The following is a 23,436-nucleotide window of genomic DNA, read 5'->3' as shown; positions in this document are numbered from 1 at the left end:
CCCGATCATTTCCCGGCACGACCAGACCCACGCCGAGTGCCGGTATGGAAGAGAACCTGACCGCCATGGAGCGATCAGGTCCAAATTCTGACGATGTCATGCTCCCCGATGTGCCATCAGGGAAGCGATCAATGCGTCGGGCGCCTTGAAACGTCCTCGCCGGAGTGACGGCGGTAACACAGCCTCGACTGCTTCGAGTTTTTCGGATGGATCTATCCGCAGATAAACCTCGGTCGTTCGGATATCCGCATGCCCCAGCCAGAGCGCAACCTTGCGAATATCCCGCGTGGCCTGAAGCATGGTCACCGCGCAGCTATGCCGCAAGAGATGAGGTGTAATCACGCGATCTGATAAAGTGGGACATTGACTTGCGGCTGAAGCCGCATGTTTTTCCAGGATATATTCGAAGCCTGCGCGCGTCATCGTCCGGCCTTGTGCGTTGGTAAATAATTCCGGTGTTGGTGCCGTGCCTCTGACAGCGAGCCATGCCCGGATATCACGCGCGGTATCCTTCCAGAGTGGCAGACAGCGTTCACGTCGTCCCTTGCCCAAAACCGTGACGCTGGGTGCGGGATGCAGGACGACGTCTTCAAGGCGGACACCAACCAGTTCAGAAACACGTAATCCCGCTGCGAAGCAAAGATGCAGCATGGCCCGATCCCGTATTCCTGCGCGGGTCTTGAGATCGGGAGCATCGAGAACGGCACGTATTTCGATCAGAGTCAGATGTTGAACGAGCTTCTGCTCGTGCCGTTTGCTTGGGATCGCCCTGATCTGGGCAACCTGTTCCAGCGCTCTGGGATATTTCAATTCGACATAGCGCATAAAGGTCTTGATCGCCGCGAGCCGCAGATTCCGCGTGGAAACACTGTTGCCGCGCTCCCGTTCGATATTGGTGAGGAATGCTATGACCATGTCGGCATCGATCTGTTCGAGCATGATCTGGGATGGCTGCACACGTAATCTCGCAGAGACAAAAGCAAAGAGCAGCATGAAACTATGGGCATAGGCATCGCAACTATGCGGGCTGAATCCACGCTGATTGGGCAGATAGTCACGCAGAAAACCGACGATAAGAGGTGCAATCGGGGTCATGACAGCCTCTCCCCGATCAGGTATTCGGCCATTCCCGCGATATCCCTCATCAATTCGGGTGTCGCCTGTAGATACCAATAGGTATATCGGATATGTGCGTGCCCGAGATATGTCGACAGTGCGATAAAATCGCGAGCGACATCCTCCCGCCGGGCTGAGCATTGTTCGAGCACCCGTGTCGCGAAGGTATGTCGGAGATCATGGATGCGGGGGCGACGGGTGCGCCCCTGACCGATACCTGCTTTGCGCAGGATGACATGGAATGCTGCATACAAGGTTCCCACGCCCATCGGCTTTCCACCAACGGACAGAAACATATGATCGTCCTCCCCTGAGAACTGCTCACGGATAGCAAGGTAGTCGCGCAATGCGGCAGCGACGCTCGGATGCATCGGAACAAGTCGGCTTTTATTGAATTTCGTCTGACGGATATGCAGCACGTCGCCCAATAACAGATCACACAACCGAAGATTCAGCGCCTCGGAGACCCGCAGACCGGTCGACGCAAGCAATCCGATCAGCATCACGTATATGTGCTGCCTGAGCGGACTGGGCTTCTGCCGACGCAAATTACCTGCCGCAGCAAGCATGCGGGCAATCTCGTCCCGGGAATAGATATAAGGCGTCGGTCTCGATACCGGGCAATAGAATATGTGGTGGTCAGGAACTTCATGAAGAGGATCTTCCGCGCGCAGAAAACGTGCAAAATGCGCAAGCTCCTGAAGTTTTCGATATCGGGCGCGTTGGGTTGACGAAGTAGAAGACGACCAGTCCAGCGCGCTCTCGATACGAATATGGGTATCGGCGCGTTCCGCCGCATAGCGGGCAAATGCCTCGAGATGACGGGCTGTTTTTTCAAGTTTGAACCCCTGTGAGCGGCGCAGGGTTATATAGCGGTTCACGTCGTCAATCAGCATGGTGCCCTCCCACCCCAGGGCTGGGCAATGACAGAGAGAAGGGTCTGGTCGACCTTGGCATAATGGGCTGTTATCGCTGTATCGCGATGACGGAGCACTGAGCCGACATCAGCCAGGCTCACCCCATGACGCAACATGGCTGTTGCCGCCGAATGACGCAGAATATGTGCGCCGCGATGCGGGCTATCTATGCCGGCCCGCGTCAAGGCACGATTGACCAGACATTTTACGACGATCCGGTTAATCTCATGGACCGGAGCGACCACCGTGACGAACAACGCGTGTGTTGGCAGCGGCGGTCTTTGACGCGTCACATAGGCAATGATGGCGTCGCCTATTTCCTGAGTCAGGGGCAGCAGTTCAAGTCGGCGGCCTTTCCCATGGATCCGGATATGACCCTGACTCCAGTCGAGATCGTCAAACGTCAGGCGCGCGACCTCGCTGGCACGCAACCCGAGACGGGCCAGCAGCAGGATGATGGCCCGATCCCGGAGATACTGTTCGCCATCGCACGCATCGATAATGCGCCCAATCTCCGTGTCCGGAAGAAATCGCGGGATGGAGGTCAACTGCCAGTTTGCTGATCGGGGCAGTGCATGCACCAATCCCGACGGACAACGCCTTGTCGCAACCAAAAAACGCAGAAATGACCGTGTTGAAACAATGATGCCCTTTACTCGACACTGTGAGACATTCTGTCCCCGTTCCAGGACGAAGGCACGGATGGTGGCTGCCGTATAAGTGGTCGGATCTTCACCCATGTAGGCAACAAAAAGACGAATGACGTGAAGGTAAAAACCGAGCGTTGTCTCTGCCAGACCATGCTGTTCCAATGCCCAATGTCTGAATTCCACGAGGAGAGCAGGTTCGGCAGGAGCAGGCAAAGAATCCAGCACTTTGCATGTTTCCAAATAGATAATGAATAATTTGGCACATCCCACGACATCCTGACGGAGATCGCCGGGAAATCGCGCTCGATATCCCGACGCGATCAGCGTAGATGAAGCCATGTATGCTTGGCGAATGGTCGCGAGCGTATAATCTGCCGCGCGTGCCCAATGCGTCCAGCATGCCAGCAGCCGCTCCAATTCTATAACGGTCAAAGGTGTGTATTGCTTCTCGCGAAGCCACTGAAGAAAACCCTCGACATGATTTGCTGCAAGTCCAGCTGCCAGTCGTGCTTTAACCGAATTCTGGCGGATATAATTACCCGTTGGCATGATGCCTCCTCCTGTTGGGTGGAAGCAGAATTATGACCATGGGATCTATCGATCAGGACGACCGAAATGGCGTGCCGCGATATGATCGGGGACCATGTCATGCTTGTGACGATCGGCCTGTCCGGCACGGGTGCGGCCCGACCGGCCTCGATGGAGGTGTCGATCACGGCTGCGCTCAGCATCGGCAGCACCTGGTCGATCGTCCGTCACACCGGCATCGAACGGTCTGACCCCGCATCGGCGCTCACGTCGTGATCAGGTGACTGGTTTCCATCGTGCCGCACCTGCCCTGTCGTGACGTCTGAGCAGGGGACGGCCTGTCTGTTGCCACGGTTCAATGCGTCCGGCGACCGTCGTGCGGCATCGGATCCCCGGATGTCTGTTGCTCCCACCCCAAACGGCCTCTCTCAAAGGCGTGTCTGGCACCATGCCGGCTTTGCTCCCGCAACGGCTTGGCCAGGCTTTTTCCCCTGCGCTGACGCGCATTCCTCGCGAGGCAAAAACCCTGGCTGACGCCGTCCTCCGCTGCGCTGCGGCCCTGCGGGTGCGGGCCAGCCGTCCCGTTGCCTGCAGACCGCCATCGAGGCCGCATGGGGCGGCGTCGATACACTGACAGGAGATACGACAATGGCACAGATCGGCACCTTTACCCGCACCGAAGACGGCATCTTCAACGGCACGATCCGCACCCTCAACATCAACGTCAAGGCGACCATCCGGCCCGTAACCCGGGAGCATGACCGGGCTCCCGACTACCGGGTCGCCGCCAACGGGGTTGAACTCGGGGCCGGGTGGAGCCGGACCGCCAAGGACAGCGGTGCCGAATATCTCTCGCTCAAGCTCGATGACCCCTCCTTTAACGGACCGGTCTACGCGAGCCTCGTGCAGGGCGATATTCGGCACAAAAGGCGAAGCCGCCCTCTCCCTCTTTCCGGGGCGCCGGACATGAAAAAAGCGGCTTCCGGGCACCGGAAGCCGCTGTCTCAAAGTTCCAAACCTCATAAAGGCTACTCGGCAGCGATAGCGTCCATCGTTGCCGTTTCAACCGGCACCTGCTCTGCGCCTCCTGCCGTGCGCAACGCCTCAGGCAGCCAGCCCGAACCATCAAGCAGTCGCTCGGCCTCGCGGGCCATGTCGGGCTTCTTCAGATGCGCAATGCGCTCGACCGCCTCATCGCCGCGCGCTTCCCGCACCGCCTGCAGGATACGCGTCTTGGTCACCCGGCCGAGATAGTTCTCGACGGTCGGCTGCCAGCCCGCCTCCACCAGATCAAGGCTAAGGGCCGATGCCAGGCGGTCTGCCCGTTTGAGGCGCTCGGTCACGCTGCGCTGGGACACCGCGCCATAGGAGGGCATGCGCTCATAAAGCGCGTTAACGCCGAAGGACAGGCAATGGGCCAGCAGGGCGATGCGGCTGGTATCATCAAGCCCGGCAATCCAGCGCCACAGCGCATCCTCGTCCTCAGGCAGATCGTGCTTCCAGCCCTCGTTACGCTGACGCAGCGCATGGGCTGGCACACTGCCCGGCATGTCAGGTGAATGAACGGGCAGCGGGATTTCCCGGACATAGGCTTCAAGGCAGTCAGCCCCCGGTGTCTGCCAGTAAACATCGCGTACCAGTGTGTGCAGGAATTCGGTCAGGGCGATGTGCGGATTGCTGGCAAAGGCATCCCGCAGGGCCAGCGTGCGCCAGGCCGTCAGTTCGGTGAGAAGCCGGTCAGGCAGTGGTTTGATCCCGTCTTCTTCCTCGGGCTCAACGTCGGGAGAAGTGCTATCTCCCCCTCTGCCCCCGTCACCGCCATCATCAGCAAGACGTTCATCCCGCCCATTATACGCAGCATGATCGGTCTCTTCGGGCTCGGTCGGCATGTCCTCGGGCAGCACGAAGCCCCGCTCCACCTGCAATGTGCCATCGCTGGCGAGGCTGACGAAAGCGCCTGCCCGCGCCATGTCGGCAGGATCGAACGCCAGAGGTCGTTCCTCCAGGACAAGGATGGCCTGTTCGATCCCGCCCAGCCTTGCATCCACCTCGTCTGGATATTCATCGGCCTGGGCATATTCGGCCTCGATGGTTTCCTGCTCCGCACGCAGGACTTCGAGACGGGCGGCTTCCTCGTCGGAGAGCGACACTTCCGTGCCATCAATTTCCGCGAACTGCCGTGTGTGCCCCCACGGTAATGACAGGGCCGTCTCCACCCATTTCCAGCCCTCGGCACGAATATCTTCGGCGGCAGCGTGCAGTTTTTCCATGACCAGCCGGTCCAGAATGGCCGGATCCTGCAGCCAGCCCCCGTCGTCTGCCTCGAACAGGTCGCGCATGATGTGGCCACCGGCCGTGACATAGGCGTCCAGCCCGACGAAGCGGGCGCGCGCGTCCGATGCCCGGACGGTCTTTTCCGTCAGCATGCGGCGGATGACGTAGGGCTCGCGGTTATGGCTCTGGGACACGATCTCCCAGACCTGTTCCTGGCGGACATGATCATCGCTGATGGAAAAGGCCATCAACTGTTCCAGCCGCATCCCGTCCTGCTCATAGATTTCAAGCAACCTGTCGGACACGGTCATCAGCCGCAGACGCTGTTTAACCACGGCCGGTGCGACGAAGAACGCTGCTGCGATTTCCTCCTCGGACATGCCCTTCTCCAGCATGTCACGAAAGGCCCGGAACTGGTCCAGCGGATGCAGGGCCAGCCGCTGGACGTTCTCGGCCAGAGAGTCCTCCTCGGCGAGAATGGCCGACCCGGCCTCGCGCACCACGCAGGGCACCGGGGCGGTCTTCGCCAGTTTCTTCTGCTTCACCAGCAGTTCGAGCGCGCGAAAGCGCCGTCCGCCGGCTGGGACTTCGTAAGTGCCGGTCTCGGCCCCTTCGCCATCAAGCATGGGACGGACATTCAGGCTCTGCAGCAGCCCGCGGCGCTCGATGTCGCGGGCGAGTTCCTCAATCGACAGGCCGGACTTCACGCGTCGCACGTTGGACTGGGACAGCACCAGCCGGTTGAACGGGATGTCGCGGGACGAACTCAGGCTGATTTTGGGAATAGCGGTCGCCATGGCGAAAAGCTCCATGACGGGCGGACAGAAGACTCTCCCCTACCCTCTCAACCCGTCACGAAAATTCGCGCAGCCCTCTGACTCTGGTGTTCACACCGAAACACCCCCCCACCCACTTTTCCGGTAGGATAAGGTCAACAACCATCCGTGCTATGTGCGCAAAGGCGACAGAAAGCGTAAAGCACAGGTAAACGACCTGTAGTTAAAACAGTCCAATAAGTAGTCTACGACCCCAGAGCCAATTTGCCTTAGCCTCTCAAAAGGAAGATAAAAACATCGAATTCTTCGGAGTCAATCTTCTATTTCAAACAAAAATCCGAAAAAATTTTCCATCAGCGAATATACTCTTTGGCATAAAATACCGATATCCGTCTATTTTCCGTGCATAGGGTTGAATGCATCCGTTTCGACTTAAATATCCCCCCCCTCACCACTTATGTTCTCTGCTGTATTCATTTCAGTGATGCCGTTCAGCGAACTGTCAGCTTCATCTGGTATGATATCGGACATGTCGCAGTTTTTTTCACGTGTTAATACATACAGGCAGCATAATTTTATGTGTGATCGTGATGTTTATTATCTGGGTTCGCGCTCCAGATCAAAAAAAATAAGAAAAAATATAAAACATACATATATATATTATATCTTATTTATTTTACTTTCCCCTATTCTACTTTCAGAAGCGAAAGCAGAAAATATTACGTTCGCCCAAGCTGTTGAAGCAGCGTGGGCTGCCGATCCCAGTCGGACTGAACTGAATACAAACTATCGCTCAGCAGCAGCAAGAGCAGAAGCAGCCGGTTCCTGGTTTGCCGGCGGCCCAACTGTCTCGGGTCAGTATTTCGATGATCATGCCATAGGCAGCAACGAAGGATACACAACCTACCAAGGGGGAGTGTCTGTGCCGCTCTGGCTTCCGGGACAAGGCAGTGCGACCGTTGGAGTCGCCAGAGCCGAAGCGTTGACCATTCAGGAACGTCTACATGTGGCGCGAATGACGGTGGCTATGAAAGTTCTGGATTCATCAGCCAACGTCATTATAGCCAAGCGCTGGCTGGCAATCGCACGCATCCAGAAAGAGATGCTGGAGAAAATCCATGCTTCTGTAAGTCGTGGTGTACATGCCGGGGAGATGCCTCTTGCCGATCAGCAGATCGTGTCATCTGAAGTGGCAAACGCCGCCAGCGAATATTCTCTGGCGGAAGAGCAGGTCAAGACAGCGACCTCAGCACTTCATATCTTACTGGGACGTCCGGCCACTCCCGATATTCTCTCTTTTAACAACGAGACATTAGCACGTGACGGACTTGCCTCCACAGAAGCCCTCGAAAATAGCGATCCCCGCGTCAAAGCCGCCCGTCAGGCCGTGCATGCAGCGGAAGCTGGCGTGCATCTCGCCAAAACCTCTTTCATGCCGAACCCTGAAGTCGGCGCAGTTGCAATTCACGAAAAACAGTATGGCAGCCCGTGGGACGACCGCGTGGGTGTAACAGTCTCCATCCCGCTTCCCAGCGATGTCCGTGACGTCCCCATGGAAGCGGACGCCAGGAACAAGCTGGCAGCGGCTATCAGTCAGGAGCAGCAGGCCCGCCGCAACGTCAGGCAGGAACTGACCCAGGTTTTTTCTCATCTGACGGCCACAAAAGACATGTTCAGAAATTCTGTTCTCTCCGCCGAGAGCATGAACAATCGCGCAAATGAGATGAGCCGATCATGGCAAGCCGGTGAGACATCGCTGGTCGAACTGCTGCGGGCGAGATCCGCCGCCTACAACGCCCTGCAACGTCGCAACCAGACGGAAATTGCCTGGCACGTCGCCATCATACGGACATTGATCGCCGCGGGAGAATTCCAGTGAGTGCTTCATCGGCTTTCATGAAAAACTGGAAATATTTACTTTATATTGCGATTGTTTTTCGCATTACCGAGTGGCCTGCACGGGCCACCGACAGTACGCCGACTATCGTAATGGGAGAAGCGGCGCAGAAGAATTCTGCTCTGGTTATTTCGATCGCGAAGAGTGGTACACTCACAAAAAATCTGGACGCGATGGGAACCGTCACAGCAGAGGCAGGTCATGTCGTCCGTATTCATCCCGCAGGGTCCGGCAAAGTTCTGAATGTAGCAGTGGTCCCTGGTCAGCATGTGCACAAGGGAGAGACTCTTCTTACCTATCAGGATCATTCATTGCATCTGGTCCGTCTTGAAATGACAAGAGCACAGGCGGCACTGACGACAGCACAGGCAGCCTCCCGGAATGCGGCATCAGCCTACCATCGGGGGCATGAACTGGAAGGAACAACAATTGCCGCAGGAGAAACCAGGCGTCGGCTGGCTGTATTCCAGGCGGCAAGAGACGACGTTATTGCCCGGCAGGCCGATGTCGATACGCTGAAGCATCAGCTCGAAGAAGAATACAACTCCGTTACGGAATCAGATAAAGCCCAGACCGGCCCTTTGGATGAAACATCGTCAATCATTGCACCGACCACAGCGGAAGTGCAGAGCGTGTTCGTTGGGATTGCAGACGACATCTCCCCCGCGACGGAGTTAATGGGGCTGACAGACATGTCTTCGGTATGGATTGTTTCTGACATCCTGCCACAGGACGCCGCGCAGGTGGTCCAGGGTGACGAGCAGACCACGGAACTCGCGTTGGACGCAGGGATAATATTACTGAGATCGAAAATAACTTCGGTAGGTGACATTGCCGATCCGGCCACGGGTCTCGTACGCGTCATAAGCACGGTGCCCAATCCAGAAGGCAATCTTCATCCTGGCATGTTCCTCAATACCCATCTCCCAACACGCGAAAAGACAACAGGCATCATTGTGCCAGAGAGTGCTGTCACAGAAATCAACGGCGTAAGCACCGTATTTGTGCCAGTAGGTCCAAACCGGTTTCGGCCACAGGAAGTGCATGTCGGTGCTACGGGAAATGGGCAGAAAGTCATTACCTCTGGCCTCTCCGTAGGCGAGCGGGTCGTAACGCAAGGCGCATTCGCCCTGAAGGCAATGATGCTGGTATCAGATATGAATGATGGAGACTGAGAGCGTCATGCGTAACGTTCTCTCTGCCCTGCAAACCAGACGCTGGCTGGTCCTTGGGGTAATCTGCCTCACCTTCATTAGCGGCTGTGTCATCGTCCGGGGCCTTCCTGTGGAAGCCGTGCCTGACATTTCCCCTCGGCAGGTACTCGTTTCAGTCGTTGCACCGGGCCTCGCCACGGAAGAAGTCGAACGGCTGATCACCTTTCCAATCGAGGCCAGCATGGCGGGTATCCCGGAAATGACCGATCTCCGTTCGGTCTCCCGCTCCGGGGTCTCGGTCGTTTACATCCAGTTCGCGGATGAGACAGATATCAATCTCGATCGCGCCCGTGTGGAAGAACGGATTCAGCAGGCGAGAGGCACGATATCCGTGCCGGGGGTCAGCGTGAACATCGGGCCGCTCGCGACAGGCCTTGGTGAAATCATGCAGTTGCAGATCAAAGGCGATGGCTATTCGCTGATGGATCTGAACCGCCTGATGACGTGGACTGTCGCGCCTCAACTGAAGCTGATTCCAGGCGTCGTGGACGTGAACGTAAATGGCGGCGCCGAACAGACGTTTCAGGTCGCTCTCGATCAGGCACGTCTCCTTGCACTCGGTGTGTCGGTCGATGACGTTTTCCGGGCGGTGGACGGTAACAACTCCGCATCGGGCGGCGGCTGGATCGAGCATGGAGAGGAACAGCAGATCGTTGTCGGACGCGGCCTGATTAGCTCGCTTGATGACTTTGGGTCCATTCCCGTCCGAACCAACGCCAACGGTTCGGCAATCTTTCTGCGGGATGCCGGACGCATTTCCATGGGGCCGCGAACACGGCTTGGCGCCGTCACGCGGGATGGTCAGGGTGAAATCGTCATAGGCGTCATCATGATGCGCATGGGAGCGAGTTCCGACGCCACGTTAGCCGCCATCGACGCGGCACTTCCCGGCATTCGTCAGTCTCTTCCCAAAGGTGTGACGCTTGATCCTTATTACGTGCGTTCGACCCTGACAGACAGCACCATCAGGACCGTGAAGGAAAATCTTGTTGTTGGAGCACTCCTGGTCATCAGTGTTCTGATCGTGGTCATCGGTGACTGGCGGGCGTCTCTGGTTATTGCGTCCGTCATCCCGTTTGCACTCGTCTGTGCGATGGCAGGAATGCGATGGTTCGGCATTTCCGCCAATCTGCTCAGCCTTGGCGCCATCGACTTCGGCATGATCGTCGACAGTTCTCTGGTCGTAGTAGAAAATCTCATGACCCATCGTGCGCGTGACCGGGCTAACGGACAGAATACGCCGCTGACTACCCTCGTGGTCTCGGCGGCAACCGAAGTGCTCCGGCCCGTGAGTTTCGGCATTCTTGTCATTGTGATGGTCTATCTGCCGATCCTGACATTGCAGGATATCGAGGGCAAGATGTTCCGGCCCATGGCGCAGACGGTCATCATGGCCCTGCTGGCCTCACTGCTCTACTGTGTTGTCGGGATACCGGTGATTGCAGCTCTGGTGATGAAGTCTTCTGGTCGCCATGAAGATACCCATCTGGTTGCCTTTCTTCGTCGTGGTTACGGTCCCCTACTGAACTGGTGCGAAAACCGGACACGGACCCTGTTTGGCACGACTTTTGCGATTTTTGCTTTTTCTGTCTGGGTTGGCCTGCATCTGGGTGGCGAGTTCATCCCGTCTCTCGACGAGGGAGCCCTGACGGTGACAACGACGCGACTGCCCGGAATTTCGCTGCCTGAGGCCCTGAAGGAAGTCAGCCTCCAGGAGCGTATCCTGCGCCGCTTTCCCGAGGTCACAAGCGTGGTCAGCAATACGGGAACATCGGCGATCCCTACTGATCCGATGGGTGTTAACGAGACAGATAGTTTCATTTTTCTGAAGCCACCATCACAGTGGACCACGGCGCATACACAGGAGGGGCTCGTTACGGCGATGAGTCAGGTGCTGAGCACTGAACTGCCCGGAATGGAGCAGTCATGGAGTCAACCCGTGCAGATGCGGATGGATGATCTCCTATCCGGTGTCAGAACGCAGATTGCCGTCTCGATCTATGGCGATGATCTCGCTACGCTGGCGCGTCTGGGAGACAGGGTAGCGAGCGTCATGAAAACCATTCCCGGTGCGGCTGACGTGGCTCCACAGGGAGATGGTACCGTTGCTTTCATCCATATCGACATTGATCGTCGGAAGGCAGCGCGGCTGGGTATTTCCCAGCAAGAGCTTCTGAACGTGGTTGAAGCAGTCGGTGGTCATCTTGGACGGCCCGTCACAGTCGGCAACGCCCTGATCAGCACGCAGGTCCGTTTTGATCCTGCCCAGGCAGGCACACGCGACCAGATCGCCCGTCTGAGGATACGTCGCGCCGATGGGCGGGGTGCGGTCCTGCTTTCAGAGATCGCACAGGTTACGGTACAGGACGGCCCTCCTCGTATTAGCCGGGATAATATCCGCCGCCGCCTGATCGTGCAGGCCAATGTGCGCGGACGTGACCTCAGTTCCTTTGTCACCGAAGCACAGAAGGCCGTCAGCAGAAAAGTCACCCTGCCTCCGGGTTATCGCATCGTGTGGGCGGGGCAGTTCCAGAATCTGCGCTCGGCCATGGCCCGTCTGGGAGTTGTCGTGCCGATTGCGCTGGTATTAATTTTTGCCCTGCTTGTCGTTGCGCTGAATTCCGTCTGGTTGGCGGGGCTTGTTTTCGTCAACCTGCCCGTTGCTGCGACAGGTGGCATTCTGGCTCTCGCTCTGCGTGACCTGCCATTCAGCGTCTCGGCCGGGATCGGATTTATCGCCCTGTTCGGTGTGGCTGTGCTGAACGGCGTGGTACTCATCACCGCCATAAATTCCCTGCGTGTAGCAGGCCGGGAAGCTGCACGTGCCGCGTATGAAGCTGCAGAAGAACGTTTCCGTCCAGTCATGGCGACGGCTCTGGTTGCCAGTCTGGGTTTTATCCCCATGGCGGTCTCAACCAGTGCCGGCGCCGAGGTCGAGCGCCCACTGGCCACGGTCGTCATCGGTGGTCTGATCTCCTCAACACTTCTGACGCTTCTTGTGCTGCCCTCCCTGTACGCGCGTGTTATGAAAAATCGTATCTCATGAAAGTCCTGATTATCGAAGATGAACCCGCCCTAGGCTCGGCGGTAAGAGACCGCGTTCGCCAAGCAGGACATGTCGTCGACTGGTTTAAAACCATAACCGATGCTCGTGCGGCCCTGATCGCCTCTTCTTATGATTTCCTGCTTTTGGATCTTGGTCTTCCAGACGGTAATGGTCGGGATCTACTGCGGGAAATCCGGCGGGACTGTTCATCTATGGCCATCCTGATCACCACAGCTCAGGATCAGGTCAGTGACAGGATAGCGGGGCTATCAGAAGGTGCGGATGATTATATTGTCAAACCTTATGATCTCGATGAACTCGTTGCCCGCATCGACGCTGTTGCCAGGCGTTACGCGGCGTTACCAGACAACGAGGTCATCATTGGTACTATCAGGATCGACCTCGCGCGCCGTCAGCTTGAACGCGATGGCCAGACAGTTGATCTCTCTGCGCGTGAATGGGCTATTGTCGAACTTCTTGCACGTCGTCCTGGCGCTGTATGCAGTCGTGAGCAGATTGAAGATGCTCTTTATGGCCTCAGTGACGAGGTAGAGAGCAATGCCATCGAAGTCTTTATCAGCAGGATACGAAAGAAGACCGGGCCTGGTCTGATCGTGACGGTCAGGGGCAGAGGCTACAGTCTCGCGGAGAATGCGTCCCGATGAAGCGTTGGAGCCTGGCGTCCCGTATCGTGTCTGGGACACTGATCATCGTGCTTGGTGCACTGGTGCTTCTCAGTATTCTTGTTGCGGCCTTTACCCGTTACGAAGTCACGGAGCGTCTCGACAACTCGCTACAGGAAGTGGCCGAACGTCTGGAATTTGTTATCAGTGAGTTGGACAGAACCGATCCGGGTTCCGCCACTCCAGGTGGTCAGATCGCGCAGCTCCCCGGAGTGAACCGGCGGACACTAGCCTACCAGATCACCACGCCGGACGGTCGCCTTGAGGTCAGGTCGCAGAATGCGCCGGAGACGCTGTTCGTACCACGTCTGAAGCCAGGATTTTACAACATCCCGTTATTCAGGGTATATATCGTGCCATCAGCGTCTGGTCGCCATTACATTCTGGTGGGTGAGCCAACTTTTCACAGAAATGAAGCCGTCAGGCGGGCCATTCTGATTTCAGTCCTGCCAATGGTGATCTTTTTCCCTGCGATCTGGCTTCTGGTCCGCTGGCGCGTCCGTCGCGCCATGCGTCCTCTGACCAGCCTTCAGCACGAAATCAGGAGCCGAGGCGGATCCAACCTGGCCCCTGTTCCGCCACTGGATCTTCCCGAAGAACTTGTGTCCATCCACTCCGCCGTCAATCTCCTGCTGGAACGCCTGAAAATGGCGCTTTCAGCCGAGCGCGCCTTTGCTGCCAATGCAGCGCATGAACTGCGTAATCCGGTGGGTGGGCTTCTTGCCCAGGTTCAGGTTCTCAGAAAACTCCTTATAGGATCGGATTATGAAGAGCGGATAACGACCATCATGCAGCAGGCCCGCAGAATTGGCCGGATGATGGAAAAGTTGCTTCAGCTTTCACGCGCAACATCGGGGATCGCTCTGGCAGGGAACATGTTCGATCTGGTGCCTGTCATTCGCTTTCTCGCAGAAGAACTTGAACGGGAAAAAGACCAACCGATTGAATTTTCGGGATTATCTCATCTCATGATCCAGGGCGATATGGATGCAACAGGCATCCTTTTTCGCAACCTTCTCGAAAACGCTGTTCTTCATGGTACATCTGCACAAGCTGTCAGTGTGGTCATCTCGCAAGATCATAAAGTCCTGATCTGTAATGATTGCGAACCGCTTACATCTGACGTATTGCAGGATATGGAAAAGCCTTTCGTCAGAGGAAAGACAGATGCCGAAGGCAGCGGTCTCGGCATGGCGATCGCGCGGCAGATATCACAGCAACTGCATGCCGATATGACCGTGAGTTCGCCTATTCCAGGAACGACCAGAGGTGTTCTGGTGACAGTTCGATTGCAGATCAGCGAGATCGAGGAGTGCATCTGAACAGACCAGAAACTCTGAGGCTCTATCCATCAAAATCCCGGAAAGAAAATCTTTTTTCTCCATAGTATATGCAGACTCGAGGTCGTGCAGTGCGCCATAAGATTAGGTCGCATCAATTATGACCGTTTGTGGTTCAGCGGATTTTTTCGCTGTCTCGGCAATCATCCGAACAAATATTCCCAGACGCCCCAGCGCTTGCCAAGTATTGCACCAGAATACTGAAGACGAAGTATCCACACCGCGCATTTCACTTTGACCGTAGAGTCCATGCCTGACTTTTCACTACGCAGCTTGTCCCAAAACAATTCCTCCCACTGCACTGATAGCGACCACGACCAGCGGGGGCGCCCGCCAGACTGTCAGTAAAACAAAGCCGACAAGCACAAGCCCGAAATCGCCCGACGATTTGACGGCGCTCGTCCAGACCGGCGTGTACAACGCAGCGCCCAGCAGGCCCACCACAGCGGCATTGACACCTCGCATGATCGCCTGTGCTGCTGGACGACTACGCAAGGAATCCCAGAAGGGTAATACCCCGATGAGGATCAGGATCCCTGGCAGAAAGATGCCGAGCAGAGCCAGGAAGGCACCCGCTACACCGTGGGGTGGCAACTTGACGATCACACCGAGATAGGCGGCAAACGTGAAGAGTGGTCCCGGAACCGCCTGTGCAGCGCCATAACCGGCAAGAAAGGCGTCGTCACTGACCAGACCTGGTGTCACAAAGGCTTCATGGAGCAATGGCAGCACCACATGACCGCCGCCAAACACGAGCGCGCCAGATTGGTAGAAGGCATTGAACAATGAAAGTCCCCCCGGCGCACCATGCTGGCCGAGAACAGGAGGAGCGAAGAGCAACACTCCGAAGGCCAGAAACGCGGCCATTCCGACACGGCGCGACACAGGCATGGCGACATGTCCGCTATCCGATGGCGAAATGGTGCGACAGAGCCACAGGCCGACAACGCCCCCGAGGGCAATAGCGCCGATTTGGGCAAACGGCGAGGTAACAAACAGAATAATGATTGCGGCTAACACCGCGATAGAAGCACGCACCCGATCCGGACAAAGAGTTCGAGCCATGCCCCACACGGCCTGTGCAACGATGGCCACGGCGACGAGTTTCAATCCATGCAAAAGACCGAGGCCAATCGGTCCCCCGAGTGCGCCCGCGCTATAGGCGAAGAGAACAAGGACGAGCGCCGAGGGCAGAGTAAAGCCGGTCCACGCCGCGGGGCCACCGAGATAGCCCGCCCGCATTAGACCGATGGAAAATCCCACCTGGCTGCTCGCCGGACCGGGCAGAAACTGACAGAGCCCCACGAGATCCGCATAGGCGCGTTCATCAAGCCACCGCCGTCGGACGACAAACTCATTGCGGAAATATCCGATATGCGCGATTGGGCCACCGAAGCAGGTAACGCCCAGTCTGAGGAAGATGAACAGAACTTCCCATGCTGCGGCCGTCCGTTGACGTTCTGGCGCTGCGCCAAAGGGCACGATGGTCATCGGGTTGGGCCCTTTGTCTTCCGGACAAGTGCGAGACAGGTATCATGCGCACTTTAAGAGCATCATGCTGGCATGATCGACTTCATCAATCAAAAAAGGCTGTATAAATCAAGCGAGGAATCATAATCATCCCTCCCTCAATAAGGCGGAACATAACCCGGCGCTGTCGGGTAGGCAGGCGCTGCGGAACCAACGGTCGCTGCGACAACCCCTGCGATAAGACCGGTTGCTGCGGCCATCAGAAGATACTGTCCGCCTGACTGCATCCAGTAGTAACCCGCGGGAGGTGCCCAGAGCCCCCGCCGCCCGCGCCAGTCACTGACCATCCAACGCGGCTCACGCGGACCGGAATAATAGTCGCCTCTCCGCCAGTGTTTCATGTGGCCATAGCCATGTCCACCGCCCCCACCATGGTGGTCATGCTCGCCGCGTGCCCAGGGAGGGTCTGCGTAGGCAGCGGAACAGGTCATAAGCAGACTAACTGACAGGAGAGTTGTCGTGAATCGTTTTGTCATAGGCACCTCCATATGAAGCTCAGGAAGAAAGCGCGGCCTTACGGCTTTTGTGTGGACAGAGGATTGGCGGCTTGATCTCCACGCAGAAGCATGCGTCCTAAAACCCCGTCTTTCAGAATGACCTGATGGAAAATCGCCGCCATGCCATGGCCTGTGGCAATCGTGACAATCAACCACGCATTCCAGTGATGGATGTTTTGAATCCAATGGAGAAATGGCGCGGGGAAGCGGACAAATGGTGAGGGCATAAGAAAGCCGAAAAAACTCATGGCCTGCCCTGCCCCCCATCGCCAGAGGTAGCCGAGCACGATTTCAGCCAGAAGCAGCACGTAGAGCGTATATTCCACGCCCAGCGCAAAGAAACGGTCGAGCGGCCGCAGCAGGTCCGATAGATGCCGGCCTTTCGTCAGGCGCCAGGCAATGCGGAACGCCATGATTGCCGTCAGCAGGATGCCCGCTGTCAGATGCGCAATGACCATCAGATGATGAACCGGTTTTGCTGGCCAGCCCCAGCTTTCGCCAAGAGCGAACTGAAACAGCACCAGAAAGGCGGTTGCCCAGTGAAGGGCAATCGTCGGCCTGTCATAGCGCTGGGTATGCGTGATATCCGGCATCGCGTCGGGCATGCCTTTCTCCCAGATAACGGTGAAGAAACTGTAATTCATATCACACCAAACCTGACAGGAACCTGAACAAGAAGTCATGATAAATAATAAATTCCATTGAAAATAACTCGCAGTATTAGAATTAATTATTTGTTGTCATGCGGAAATTGAAGACCTATTCCTAAACACAATTCAGATTGCCAATGGATAATCTTATGTCGCGACTTCATCCTCTCGCTGAACGTCATGCTGTCGAGAAACTGGGCTGGCTGCGCGCGGCCGTCCTTGGCGCCAATGATGGAACACTCTCCACCGGAAGCCTGATTGTTGGTGTTGCCAGTTCTCACGCGACACACGGCAGTATCCTCATCGCAGGATTATCCGCGCTTGTGGCTGGCGCCCTCTCCATGGCGGCCGGGGAATATGTTTCGGTCAGCTCCCAGCGGGATTCAGAACAAGCCGACATCGCCCGTGAAAAACAGGAACTGGCCACGGACTGGGACGGAGAAGTGACTGAATTGGCAGGGATCTATCAGCAGCGTGGGCTGGATGCAGATCTCTCCCACAAGGTGGCCGTCGCCCTCATGCAGCATGATGCCATCGGCGCTCATGCCCGAGATGAACTGGGCCTTTCGGAAGCCACAGCGGCCAGACCCATCCAGGCGGCCTTCGCCTCGGCTTCTGCCTTTTCGTCAGGGGCGGTGCTGCCCGTTCTGGCGGCTGTTCTGGCCCCCGTGGCCTGGGTGTCCTGGAGTGTCTCCCTGACATCCGTCGTGGTTCTCGCCGTTCTAGGTATCGTTGGTGCAGTCGCCGGTGGCGCAGCCCCTTTGCGCCCGGCGCTGCGCGTGACGTTCTGGGGTATTATGGCAATGATCGTCACCGGCGGCATCGGACACCTGTTCGGCGTGTAACGCAGAAACAGGTGTCAAGTGAGACCTGTGTAGCGCCCTTGACCCCGCCCAATATATCCATGATAGTTGATATATGGATACCGATTCTGCCATCGCCGCGCTCAATGCCCTCTCGCAGTCTACGCGACTAGAAATTTTTCGTCTGCTGGTGCGCCATGAACCGGACGGCCTGCCTGCCGGTGAAGTCGCCCGTCAGCTCGATCTGCCGCAGAACACCATATCGGCCCATCTCGCCACCCTGACACGCGCTGGCCTGCTGACCTCACAGCGCTACAGCCGACTGATCGTCTATCGCGCCTGCCTGGCACGCCTGCGCGACCTGATGCTTTTCCTGGTTAGGGATTGCTGTGCAGGCAATCCCGAACTCTGTGCGCCCCTGGTCGCCGATTTATCCGCCTGCTGCCCAAGTCCGGAGTCTTGCTCATGACCATCACGATCTACCACAATCCGGCCTGCGGCACGTCGCGCAATGTGCTGGCGCTGATCCGCAACCGCAGCGAGGAACCCCGGATCGTCGAATACCTGAAAACGCCGCCGAGCCGCGCCGGACTGGTCGATCTGATCACCCGCATGGGGGTGCCGGTGCGCGCGATCCTGCGCGAAAAGGGTACCCCCTATCACGAACTCGGCCTTGATGATCCAGCCCTGAGCGACGATGCGCTGATCGACGCCATGATGGCGCACCCGATCCTGATCAACCGTCCCATCGTCATCACCCCGCTCGGTGTCGCGCTCTGCCGCCCGTCTGAGACGGTGCTGGATATCCTTCCTTCTTCGCAGCGTGGCGCATTCGCCAAAGAGGATGGGGAGAAGATCGTGGATGAGGCCGGAAAGCGGATCGTCTGATGCTAGCCCTTGTTATTTTCATTGCCACGCTCGTATTCGTCATCTGGCAGCCGCGCGGTCTGGGCATCGGCTGGAGTGCGATGGCTGGTGCCACTGTTGCTTTGGCAACAGGTGTGATCCACTGGCACGACATCCCCGTCGTCTGGCACATCGTCTGGGATGCGACCTTTACCTTTATCGCGCTAATCATCATCTCGCTGCTTTTGGATGACGCCGGGTTCTTCCACTGGGCCGCCCTGCATGTGGTGCGCTGGGGCAAGGGGCGGGGCCGCACCCTGTTTCCTCTGATCGTGGTGCTGGGTGCGGCCATCGCGGCCGTGTTCGCCAATGATGGCGCGGCCCTGCTGCTCACGCCCATTGTCATCGCCATCCTGACCCAGCTGCGCCTGAGCCCCGCCGCTGCCCTGGCCTTTATCATCGCCACGGGCTTCGTCGCGGATACGACCAGCCTGCCGCTGGTGATTTCCAATCTGGTGAACATCGTCAGCGCCAATTTCTTCGGCATTCAGTTTGACCACTACGCCGCGATCATGGTCCCGGTCGATCTGGTCGCCCTTGGTGCAACACTTGCCGTGCTGTGGCTCTCTTATCGGCAGCAGGTACCCCAGACCTACCCCGTTACCGAACTGCCCGCACCCGCCACGGCCATTCGTGACCGCCATGTGTTCCGGGCGGCTTTTCCCCTGCTGGCCCTGGTTCTGGCCGCCTATTTCCTGACCGCCCCGCTGCATATCCCGGTCTGTATCGTGGCCTGTCTGGCCGCCGGCACCCTGCTGGGGCGCGCGGGATATGGGCGGGTCATTCCCATCCGCCGCGTACTGCGCGGTGCGCCGTGGCAGATCGTGATTTTCTCGCTGGGCATGTATCTGGTGGTTTACGGGCTGCGTAATGCCGGGCTGACCGATTATCTGGCGACAGCCCTGGTCTGGCTTGGCCACCGGGGGCCGTTTATCGCCACGATCGGCACCGGCTTTGTGGCGGCTATCCTGTCCTCGGTCATGAACAACATGCCCAGTGTGCTGGTTGGCGCACTGGCGATCGGGCAGGCGCAGGACATTACGCCACTGACCCGTGACCTGATGGTTTACGCCAACGTCATCGGCTGCGATCTCGGCCCCAAATTCACCCCGATCGGCAGTCTGGCAACATTGCTGTGGCTGCATGTGCTGGCCTCCAAAAACTATCGGGTCACATGGGGGCAATACATGAAGGTCGGGCTGGTCCTCACGCCGCCCGTCCTACTGATTACGCTTGCTGCGCTCGCCTGCTGGCTGCCCGTCGTGAAACAGCCATGACGATTAAAGGAACCGATGACGCTATGACTGCTCCTGACCTACCTGCCCTTAATTCAGATTATCTTAAGCAGGTCGATTTTGCTCAACTTGAGCCTCAGCCACGTGTTGAGCATCCACCACGTATCCTCCTGCTTTATGGCTCCCTGCGCTCCCGCTCCTTCAGTCGCCTGCTTGTGCTGGAAGCAGAACGTATCCTGAAACTGCTGGGAGCAGAGACGCGAGTGTTCAATCCGACTGGCCTTCCGGTGGCGGACGCAGCACCCGTCACCCATCCCAAGGTTCAGGAACTGCGCGAGCTTTCGATCTGGTCGGAAGGGCAGGTCTGGTGCAGCCCTGAACGACACGGTACCATCACGTCTGTTTTCAAAAACCAGATCGACTGGCTGCCCCTGTCCGAAGGGGCTATTCGTCCGACGCAGGGGCGTACGTTGGCGGTCATGCAGGTCTCCGGCGGATCGCAGAGCTTCAATTCGGTGAATGCCCTACGGGTTCTGGGACGCTGGATGCGGATGTTCGCAATTCCCAACCAGTCCAGCGTGCCGATGGCCTATACGCAATTCGCCGATGATGACCGCATGATACCGTCACCACTCTACGACCGCGTGGTGGATGTCATGGAAGAGCTGATGAAATTTACGTGGCTGCTGCGGGATCGGACCGATTATCTAACCGACCGCTATAGCGAGCGATGCGAAGCTTTCAAACTGCCGGAAAAGCTCTGAAAACTGGAAAGATGAGCATCCTATTTTTCCAGCATTTCTTGCGCGATCACCCAAATCGAACAACATTGCCACCATCAACGATCAGTGTATCGCGACGTTCAAGACGGAGCTACCCGAAGACGATCCGGGTCGACCAGGGCTCGGAATTCGTTTCGCGCGATCTGGATCTAGGGGCTTATGTCAACAATGTCACGCTGGACTTCCCCCGACCCGGCAAACCGACGGACAATGCGTTCATTGATACATCACGCGAACGTGAAAACCGACAAAACCCCGCCTGAATACTTTTCCGTTTGTTTCCTATGTGTTTCCTGCGGTGTGTTTCGGGCACAAAAAAAGCCACCCGTTCGGGTGGCTTTTCTTCTGTCTTTTCAGACGTTTATGCGTGGTTGCGGGGATAGGATTTGAACCTATGACCTTCAGGTTATGAGCCTGACGAGCTACCGGGCTGCTCCACCCCGCGGTGGTATGAGTGATGTGTATGATGTGGATTGGAAGACCTGGCGGCGACCGACTTTCCCACGGCTTAAGCCGCAGTATCATAGGCGCTGGGGGTTTTCACGGCCGAGTTCGGGATGGGATCGGGTGGATCTCTCCCCGCCATAGCCACCAGGTCATCCAACCCACATCTGAGTGGGTCAGTGATTAACGGTTGGTGCTGTTTTTGAAATGTGCGGCATGGATGATTTCTGTGCATGGGGTGCTTCTCAGAGAGAAGCTTGCAAGTGAGTTCTCGTGGGCGATTAGGACCAGTTAGCTGCACGCATTACTGCGCTTCCACACCTGGCCTATTGACGTGATGGTCTATCACGGCCCTTGGGGAGACCTAGTTTTGAGGTGGGTTTCCCGCTTAGATGCTTTCAGCGGTTATCCCGTCCATACTTAGCTACCCGGCTGTGCCGCTGGCGCGACAACCGGTACACCAGAGGTATGTTCATCCCGGTCCTCTCGTACTAGGGACAAATCCTCTCAAGTCTCCAACATCCACGGCAGATAGGGACCGAACTGTCTCACGACGTTCTAAACCCAGCTCACGTACCACTTTAATCGGCGAACAGCCGAACCCTTGGGACCTGCTCCAGCCCCAGGATGTGATGAGCCGACATCGAGGTGCCAAACCTCCCCGTCGATGTGGACTCTTGGGGGAGATCAGCCTGTTATCCCTAGAGTACCTTTTATCCGTTGAGCGATGGCCCTTCCACGCGGGACCACCGGATCACTATGGCCGACTTTCGTCTCTGATCGAGCTGTCACTCTCACAGTCAGGCGGGCTTATGCCATTGCACTCGACAGCCGGTTTCCGACCGGCCTGAGCCCACCATCGCGCGCCTCCGTTACACTTTGGGAGGCGACCGCCCCAGTCAAACTGCCCACCATGCAGGGTCCCGGACCAGGCTTACTGGTCGCGGTTAGACATCAGAAAAATTCAGGGTGGTATTTCAAGGATGGCTCCACAGGAACTGGCGCCCCTGCTTCAAAGCCTCCCACCTATCCTACACAGAATGTCTCTGATGCCACTGCAAAGCTGCAGTAAAGGTTCATAGGGTCTTTCCGTCTGACCGCGGATACCCCGCATCTTCACGGGGAATTCAATTTCGCTGAGCCGATGCTGGAGACAGCGGGGAAGTCGTTACGCCATTCGTGCAGGTCGGAACTTACCCGACAAGGAATTTCGCTACCTTAGGACCGTTATAGTTACGGCCGCCGTTTACCGGGGCTTCAATTCAGTGCTCTCACACCTCCTCTTAACCTTCCGGCACCGGGCAGGCGTCAGACCCTATACGTCGTCTCTCGACTTCGCAGAGTCCTGTGTTTTTAATAAACAGTCGCTACCCCCTGGTCTGTGCCACCCGCAAATGGTTGCCCACCTACGGGTCTCGCTTATCCCGAAGTTACGCGAGTAATTTGCCTAGTTCCTTCAGCATCGTTCTCTCAAGCGCCTTGGTATGCTCTACCAGTCCACCTGTGTCGGTTTAGGGTACGGTCTATATGCCAGAGCTATTTCCTGGAATGCTCAAAAAGCCAGTCCAATCCGATAAGGACTGACAACATCTCGCATTCGTCACTTCTGGCAGGTTCAGGAATATTAACCTGATTTCCATCGACTACGGCTTTCGCCCTCGCCTTAGGGGCCGACTAACCCTGCGTGGATTAACCTTGCGCAGGAAACCTTGGACTTACGGCGACAGTGTTTCTCGCACTGTTTGTCGCTACTCATGTCAGCATTCGCACTTCCGATATCTCCAGAGAGGGTCACCCCGTCTCCTTCACAGACTTACGGAACGCTCCGCTACCGCGCATACAAAGTATGCACCCACAGCTTCGGCACGTGGCTTGAGCCCCGTTACATTTTCGGCGCAGGGTTTCTATTAGACCAGTGAGCTATTACGCTTTCTTTAAAGGATGGCTGCTTCTAAGCCAACCTCCTGGTTGTTTTGGAATCCCCACATCCTTTCCCACTTAGCCACGATTTAGGGGCCTTAGCTGGTGGTCTGGGCTGTTTCCCTCTCGACAATGGACCTTAGCACCCACTGTCTGTCTGCCAGGCTAAACTTCCGGGTATTCGGAGTTTGGTTAGGTTTGGTAAGGCTTTGGGCCCCCCTAGCCCAT

Annotated in this window: 18 protein-coding genes, 1 tRNA gene, 2 rRNA genes and 2 pseudogenes (1 of these 23 running past the window's edge); 13 read left to right on the top strand and 10 right to left on the bottom strand. The window is 57.1% G+C overall.

Annotation, left to right across the window (positions count from 1 at the left end; translation table 11 throughout):
* Positions 1-96: 96 nt before the first annotated feature.
* From LKE90_RS14205 to LKE90_RS14195, 3 genes are read right to left on the bottom strand one after another with little or no spacing between them, the layout of a single operon-like run.
* The gene (locus LKE90_RS14205) at positions 97-1,095 is read right to left on the bottom strand and encodes a tyrosine-type recombinase/integrase (RefSeq protein ID WP_291501472.1); all 999 of its coding nucleotides are present in this window, start codon (positions 1,093-1,095) and stop codon (positions 97-99) included.
* A complete protein-coding gene (locus LKE90_RS14200) occupies positions 1,092-2,012 on the bottom strand; it encodes a tyrosine-type recombinase/integrase (protein WP_291501473.1) in 921 nt (306 codons plus the stop codon). The genes LKE90_RS14205 and LKE90_RS14200 overlap by 4 nt, the downstream gene beginning before the upstream one ends.
* Complete coding sequence (locus tag LKE90_RS14195; RefSeq protein ID WP_291501474.1) at positions 2,006-3,232, bottom strand: tyrosine-type recombinase/integrase; 1,227 nt, start codon at positions 3,230-3,232, stop codon at positions 2,006-2,008. Before LKE90_RS14195 ends, LKE90_RS14200 begins: the two co-directional genes overlap by 7 nt.
* 66 nt (positions 3,233-3,298) lie before the next feature.
* On the opposite strand from LKE90_RS14195, the gene LKE90_RS14190 reads away from it, so the two are divergent.
* Both LKE90_RS14190 and LKE90_RS14185 read left to right on the top strand, forming a co-directional pair.
* On the top strand, positions 3,299-3,487 hold the full coding sequence (locus LKE90_RS14190) for a hypothetical protein (RefSeq protein ID WP_291501475.1): 189 nt from the start codon (positions 3,299-3,301) through the stop codon (positions 3,485-3,487).
* Between the two features lie 372 nt (positions 3,488-3,859).
* A pseudogene (locus LKE90_RS14185) lies at positions 3,860-4,066 on the top strand (DUF736 domain-containing protein); the annotation flags it as partial.
* 173 nt (positions 4,067-4,239) lie between these two features.
* On the opposite strand, the gene LKE90_RS14180 reads toward LKE90_RS14185, so the two are convergent.
* On the bottom strand, positions 4,240-6,282 hold the full coding sequence (locus LKE90_RS14180) for a ParB/RepB/Spo0J family partition protein (protein ID WP_212356116.1): 2,043 nt from the start codon (positions 6,280-6,282) through the stop codon (positions 4,240-4,242).
* A gap of 463 nt (positions 6,283-6,745) precedes the next feature.
* Between LKE90_RS14180 and LKE90_RS14175 the strand changes: the two genes are divergently transcribed.
* From LKE90_RS14175 to LKE90_RS14155, 5 genes are read left to right on the top strand one after another with little or no spacing between them, the layout of a single operon-like run.
* Positions 6,746-8,140, top strand: a complete 1,395-nt coding sequence (locus LKE90_RS14175; protein WP_291494768.1) for a TolC family protein — start codon at positions 6,746-6,748, stop codon at positions 8,138-8,140.
* The gene (locus LKE90_RS14170; RefSeq protein WP_237596162.1) at positions 8,137-9,333 is read left to right on the top strand and encodes an efflux RND transporter periplasmic adaptor subunit; all 1,197 of its coding nucleotides are present in this window, start codon (positions 8,137-8,139) and stop codon (positions 9,331-9,333) included. Before LKE90_RS14175 ends, LKE90_RS14170 begins: the two co-directional genes overlap by 4 nt.
* 7 nt (positions 9,334-9,340) lie before the next feature.
* Positions 9,341-12,418: an efflux RND transporter permease subunit gene (locus LKE90_RS14165; protein WP_212356120.1), complete on the top strand. Its 3,078-nt coding sequence runs from the start codon at positions 9,341-9,343 to the stop codon at positions 12,416-12,418.
* Positions 12,415-13,083: a response regulator transcription factor gene (locus tag LKE90_RS14160; protein ID WP_212356121.1), complete on the top strand. Its 669-nt coding sequence runs from the start codon at positions 12,415-12,417 to the stop codon at positions 13,081-13,083. Before LKE90_RS14165 ends, LKE90_RS14160 begins: the two co-directional genes overlap by 4 nt.
* Positions 13,080-14,423, top strand: coding sequence for a sensor histidine kinase (locus tag LKE90_RS14155; protein WP_212356123.1), 1,344 nt, complete (start codon positions 13,080-13,082; stop codon positions 14,421-14,423). Before LKE90_RS14160 ends, LKE90_RS14155 begins: the two co-directional genes overlap by 4 nt.
* A 282-nt stretch (positions 14,424-14,705) precedes the next feature.
* Here the strand turns inward: LKE90_RS14155 and chrA are convergent, their stop codons facing one another.
* The 3 genes from chrA to LKE90_RS14140 all read right to left on the bottom strand — a co-directional run bounded on the left by chrA (position 14,706) and on the right by LKE90_RS14140 (position 17,073).
* Positions 14,706-15,932, bottom strand: a complete 1,227-nt coding sequence (chrA, locus tag LKE90_RS14150) for a chromate efflux transporter (protein WP_237596163.1) — start codon at positions 15,930-15,932, stop codon at positions 14,706-14,708.
* Between the two features lie 137 nt (positions 15,933-16,069).
* Positions 16,070-16,447, bottom strand: a complete 378-nt coding sequence (locus LKE90_RS14145; protein WP_237596164.1) for an RcnB family protein — start codon at positions 16,445-16,447, stop codon at positions 16,070-16,072.
* Between the two features lie 38 nt (positions 16,448-16,485).
* Complete coding sequence (locus LKE90_RS14140) at positions 16,486-17,073, bottom strand: cytochrome b (RefSeq protein ID WP_212356130.1); 588 nt, start codon at positions 17,071-17,073, stop codon at positions 16,486-16,488.
* Positions 17,074-17,267: 194 nt separating this feature from the next.
* On the opposite strand from LKE90_RS14140, the gene LKE90_RS14135 reads away from it, so the two are divergent.
* The 6 genes and pseudogenes from LKE90_RS14135 to LKE90_RS14110 all read left to right on the top strand — a co-directional run.
* Positions 17,268-17,963: a VIT1/CCC1 transporter family protein gene (locus LKE90_RS14135; protein WP_077929756.1), complete on the top strand. Its 696-nt coding sequence runs from the start codon at positions 17,268-17,270 to the stop codon at positions 17,961-17,963.
* A 73-nt stretch (positions 17,964-18,036) separates the two neighbouring features.
* Positions 18,037-18,390: an ArsR/SmtB family transcription factor gene (locus LKE90_RS14130; RefSeq protein WP_212356125.1), complete on the top strand. Its 354-nt coding sequence runs from the start codon at positions 18,037-18,039 to the stop codon at positions 18,388-18,390.
* Positions 18,387-18,809: an arsenate reductase (glutaredoxin) gene (arsC, locus tag LKE90_RS14125; RefSeq protein ID WP_212356126.1), complete on the top strand. Its 423-nt coding sequence runs from the start codon at positions 18,387-18,389 to the stop codon at positions 18,807-18,809. The genes LKE90_RS14130 and arsC overlap by 4 nt, the downstream gene beginning before the upstream one ends.
* Positions 18,809-20,104 (top strand): arsenic transporter, encoded by a 1,296-nt coding sequence (locus tag LKE90_RS14120; protein ID WP_272931058.1) that lies wholly within the window; start codon positions 18,809-18,811, stop codon positions 20,102-20,104. Before arsC ends, LKE90_RS14120 begins: the two co-directional genes overlap by 1 nt.
* 23 nt (positions 20,105-20,127) lie before the next feature.
* Positions 20,128-20,826 (top strand): arsenical resistance protein ArsH, encoded by a 699-nt coding sequence (gene arsH, locus LKE90_RS14115; RefSeq protein ID WP_173574958.1) that lies wholly within the window; start codon positions 20,128-20,130, stop codon positions 20,824-20,826.
* A gap of 110 nt (positions 20,827-20,936) precedes the next feature.
* Positions 20,937-21,083: pseudogene (locus tag LKE90_RS14110) on the top strand (IS3 family transposase); the annotation flags it as partial.
* Positions 21,084-21,212: 129 nt separating this feature from the next.
* On the opposite strand, the gene LKE90_RS14105 reads toward LKE90_RS14110, so the two are convergent.
* The 3 genes from LKE90_RS14105 to LKE90_RS14095 all read right to left on the bottom strand — a co-directional run.
* Positions 21,213-21,289, bottom strand: a tRNA-Met gene (locus LKE90_RS14105).
* A gap of 35 nt (positions 21,290-21,324) precedes the next feature.
* A 5S ribosomal RNA gene (gene rrf / locus LKE90_RS14100) occupies positions 21,325-21,440 on the bottom strand.
* A gap of 108 nt (positions 21,441-21,548) precedes the next feature.
* Positions 21,549-23,436: ribosomal RNA gene (locus tag LKE90_RS14095) — 23S ribosomal RNA — on the bottom strand; it runs 850 nt beyond the window's last position.

The sequence above is a fragment of the Acetobacter sp. genome, assembly GCF_022483985.1.
Lineage (GTDB): Bacteria > Pseudomonadota > Alphaproteobacteria > Acetobacterales > Acetobacteraceae > Acetobacter.
The sequence above is the reverse complement of the archived record's forward strand: the minus strand, read 5'-3'. Positions and strand labels throughout refer to the sequence as shown.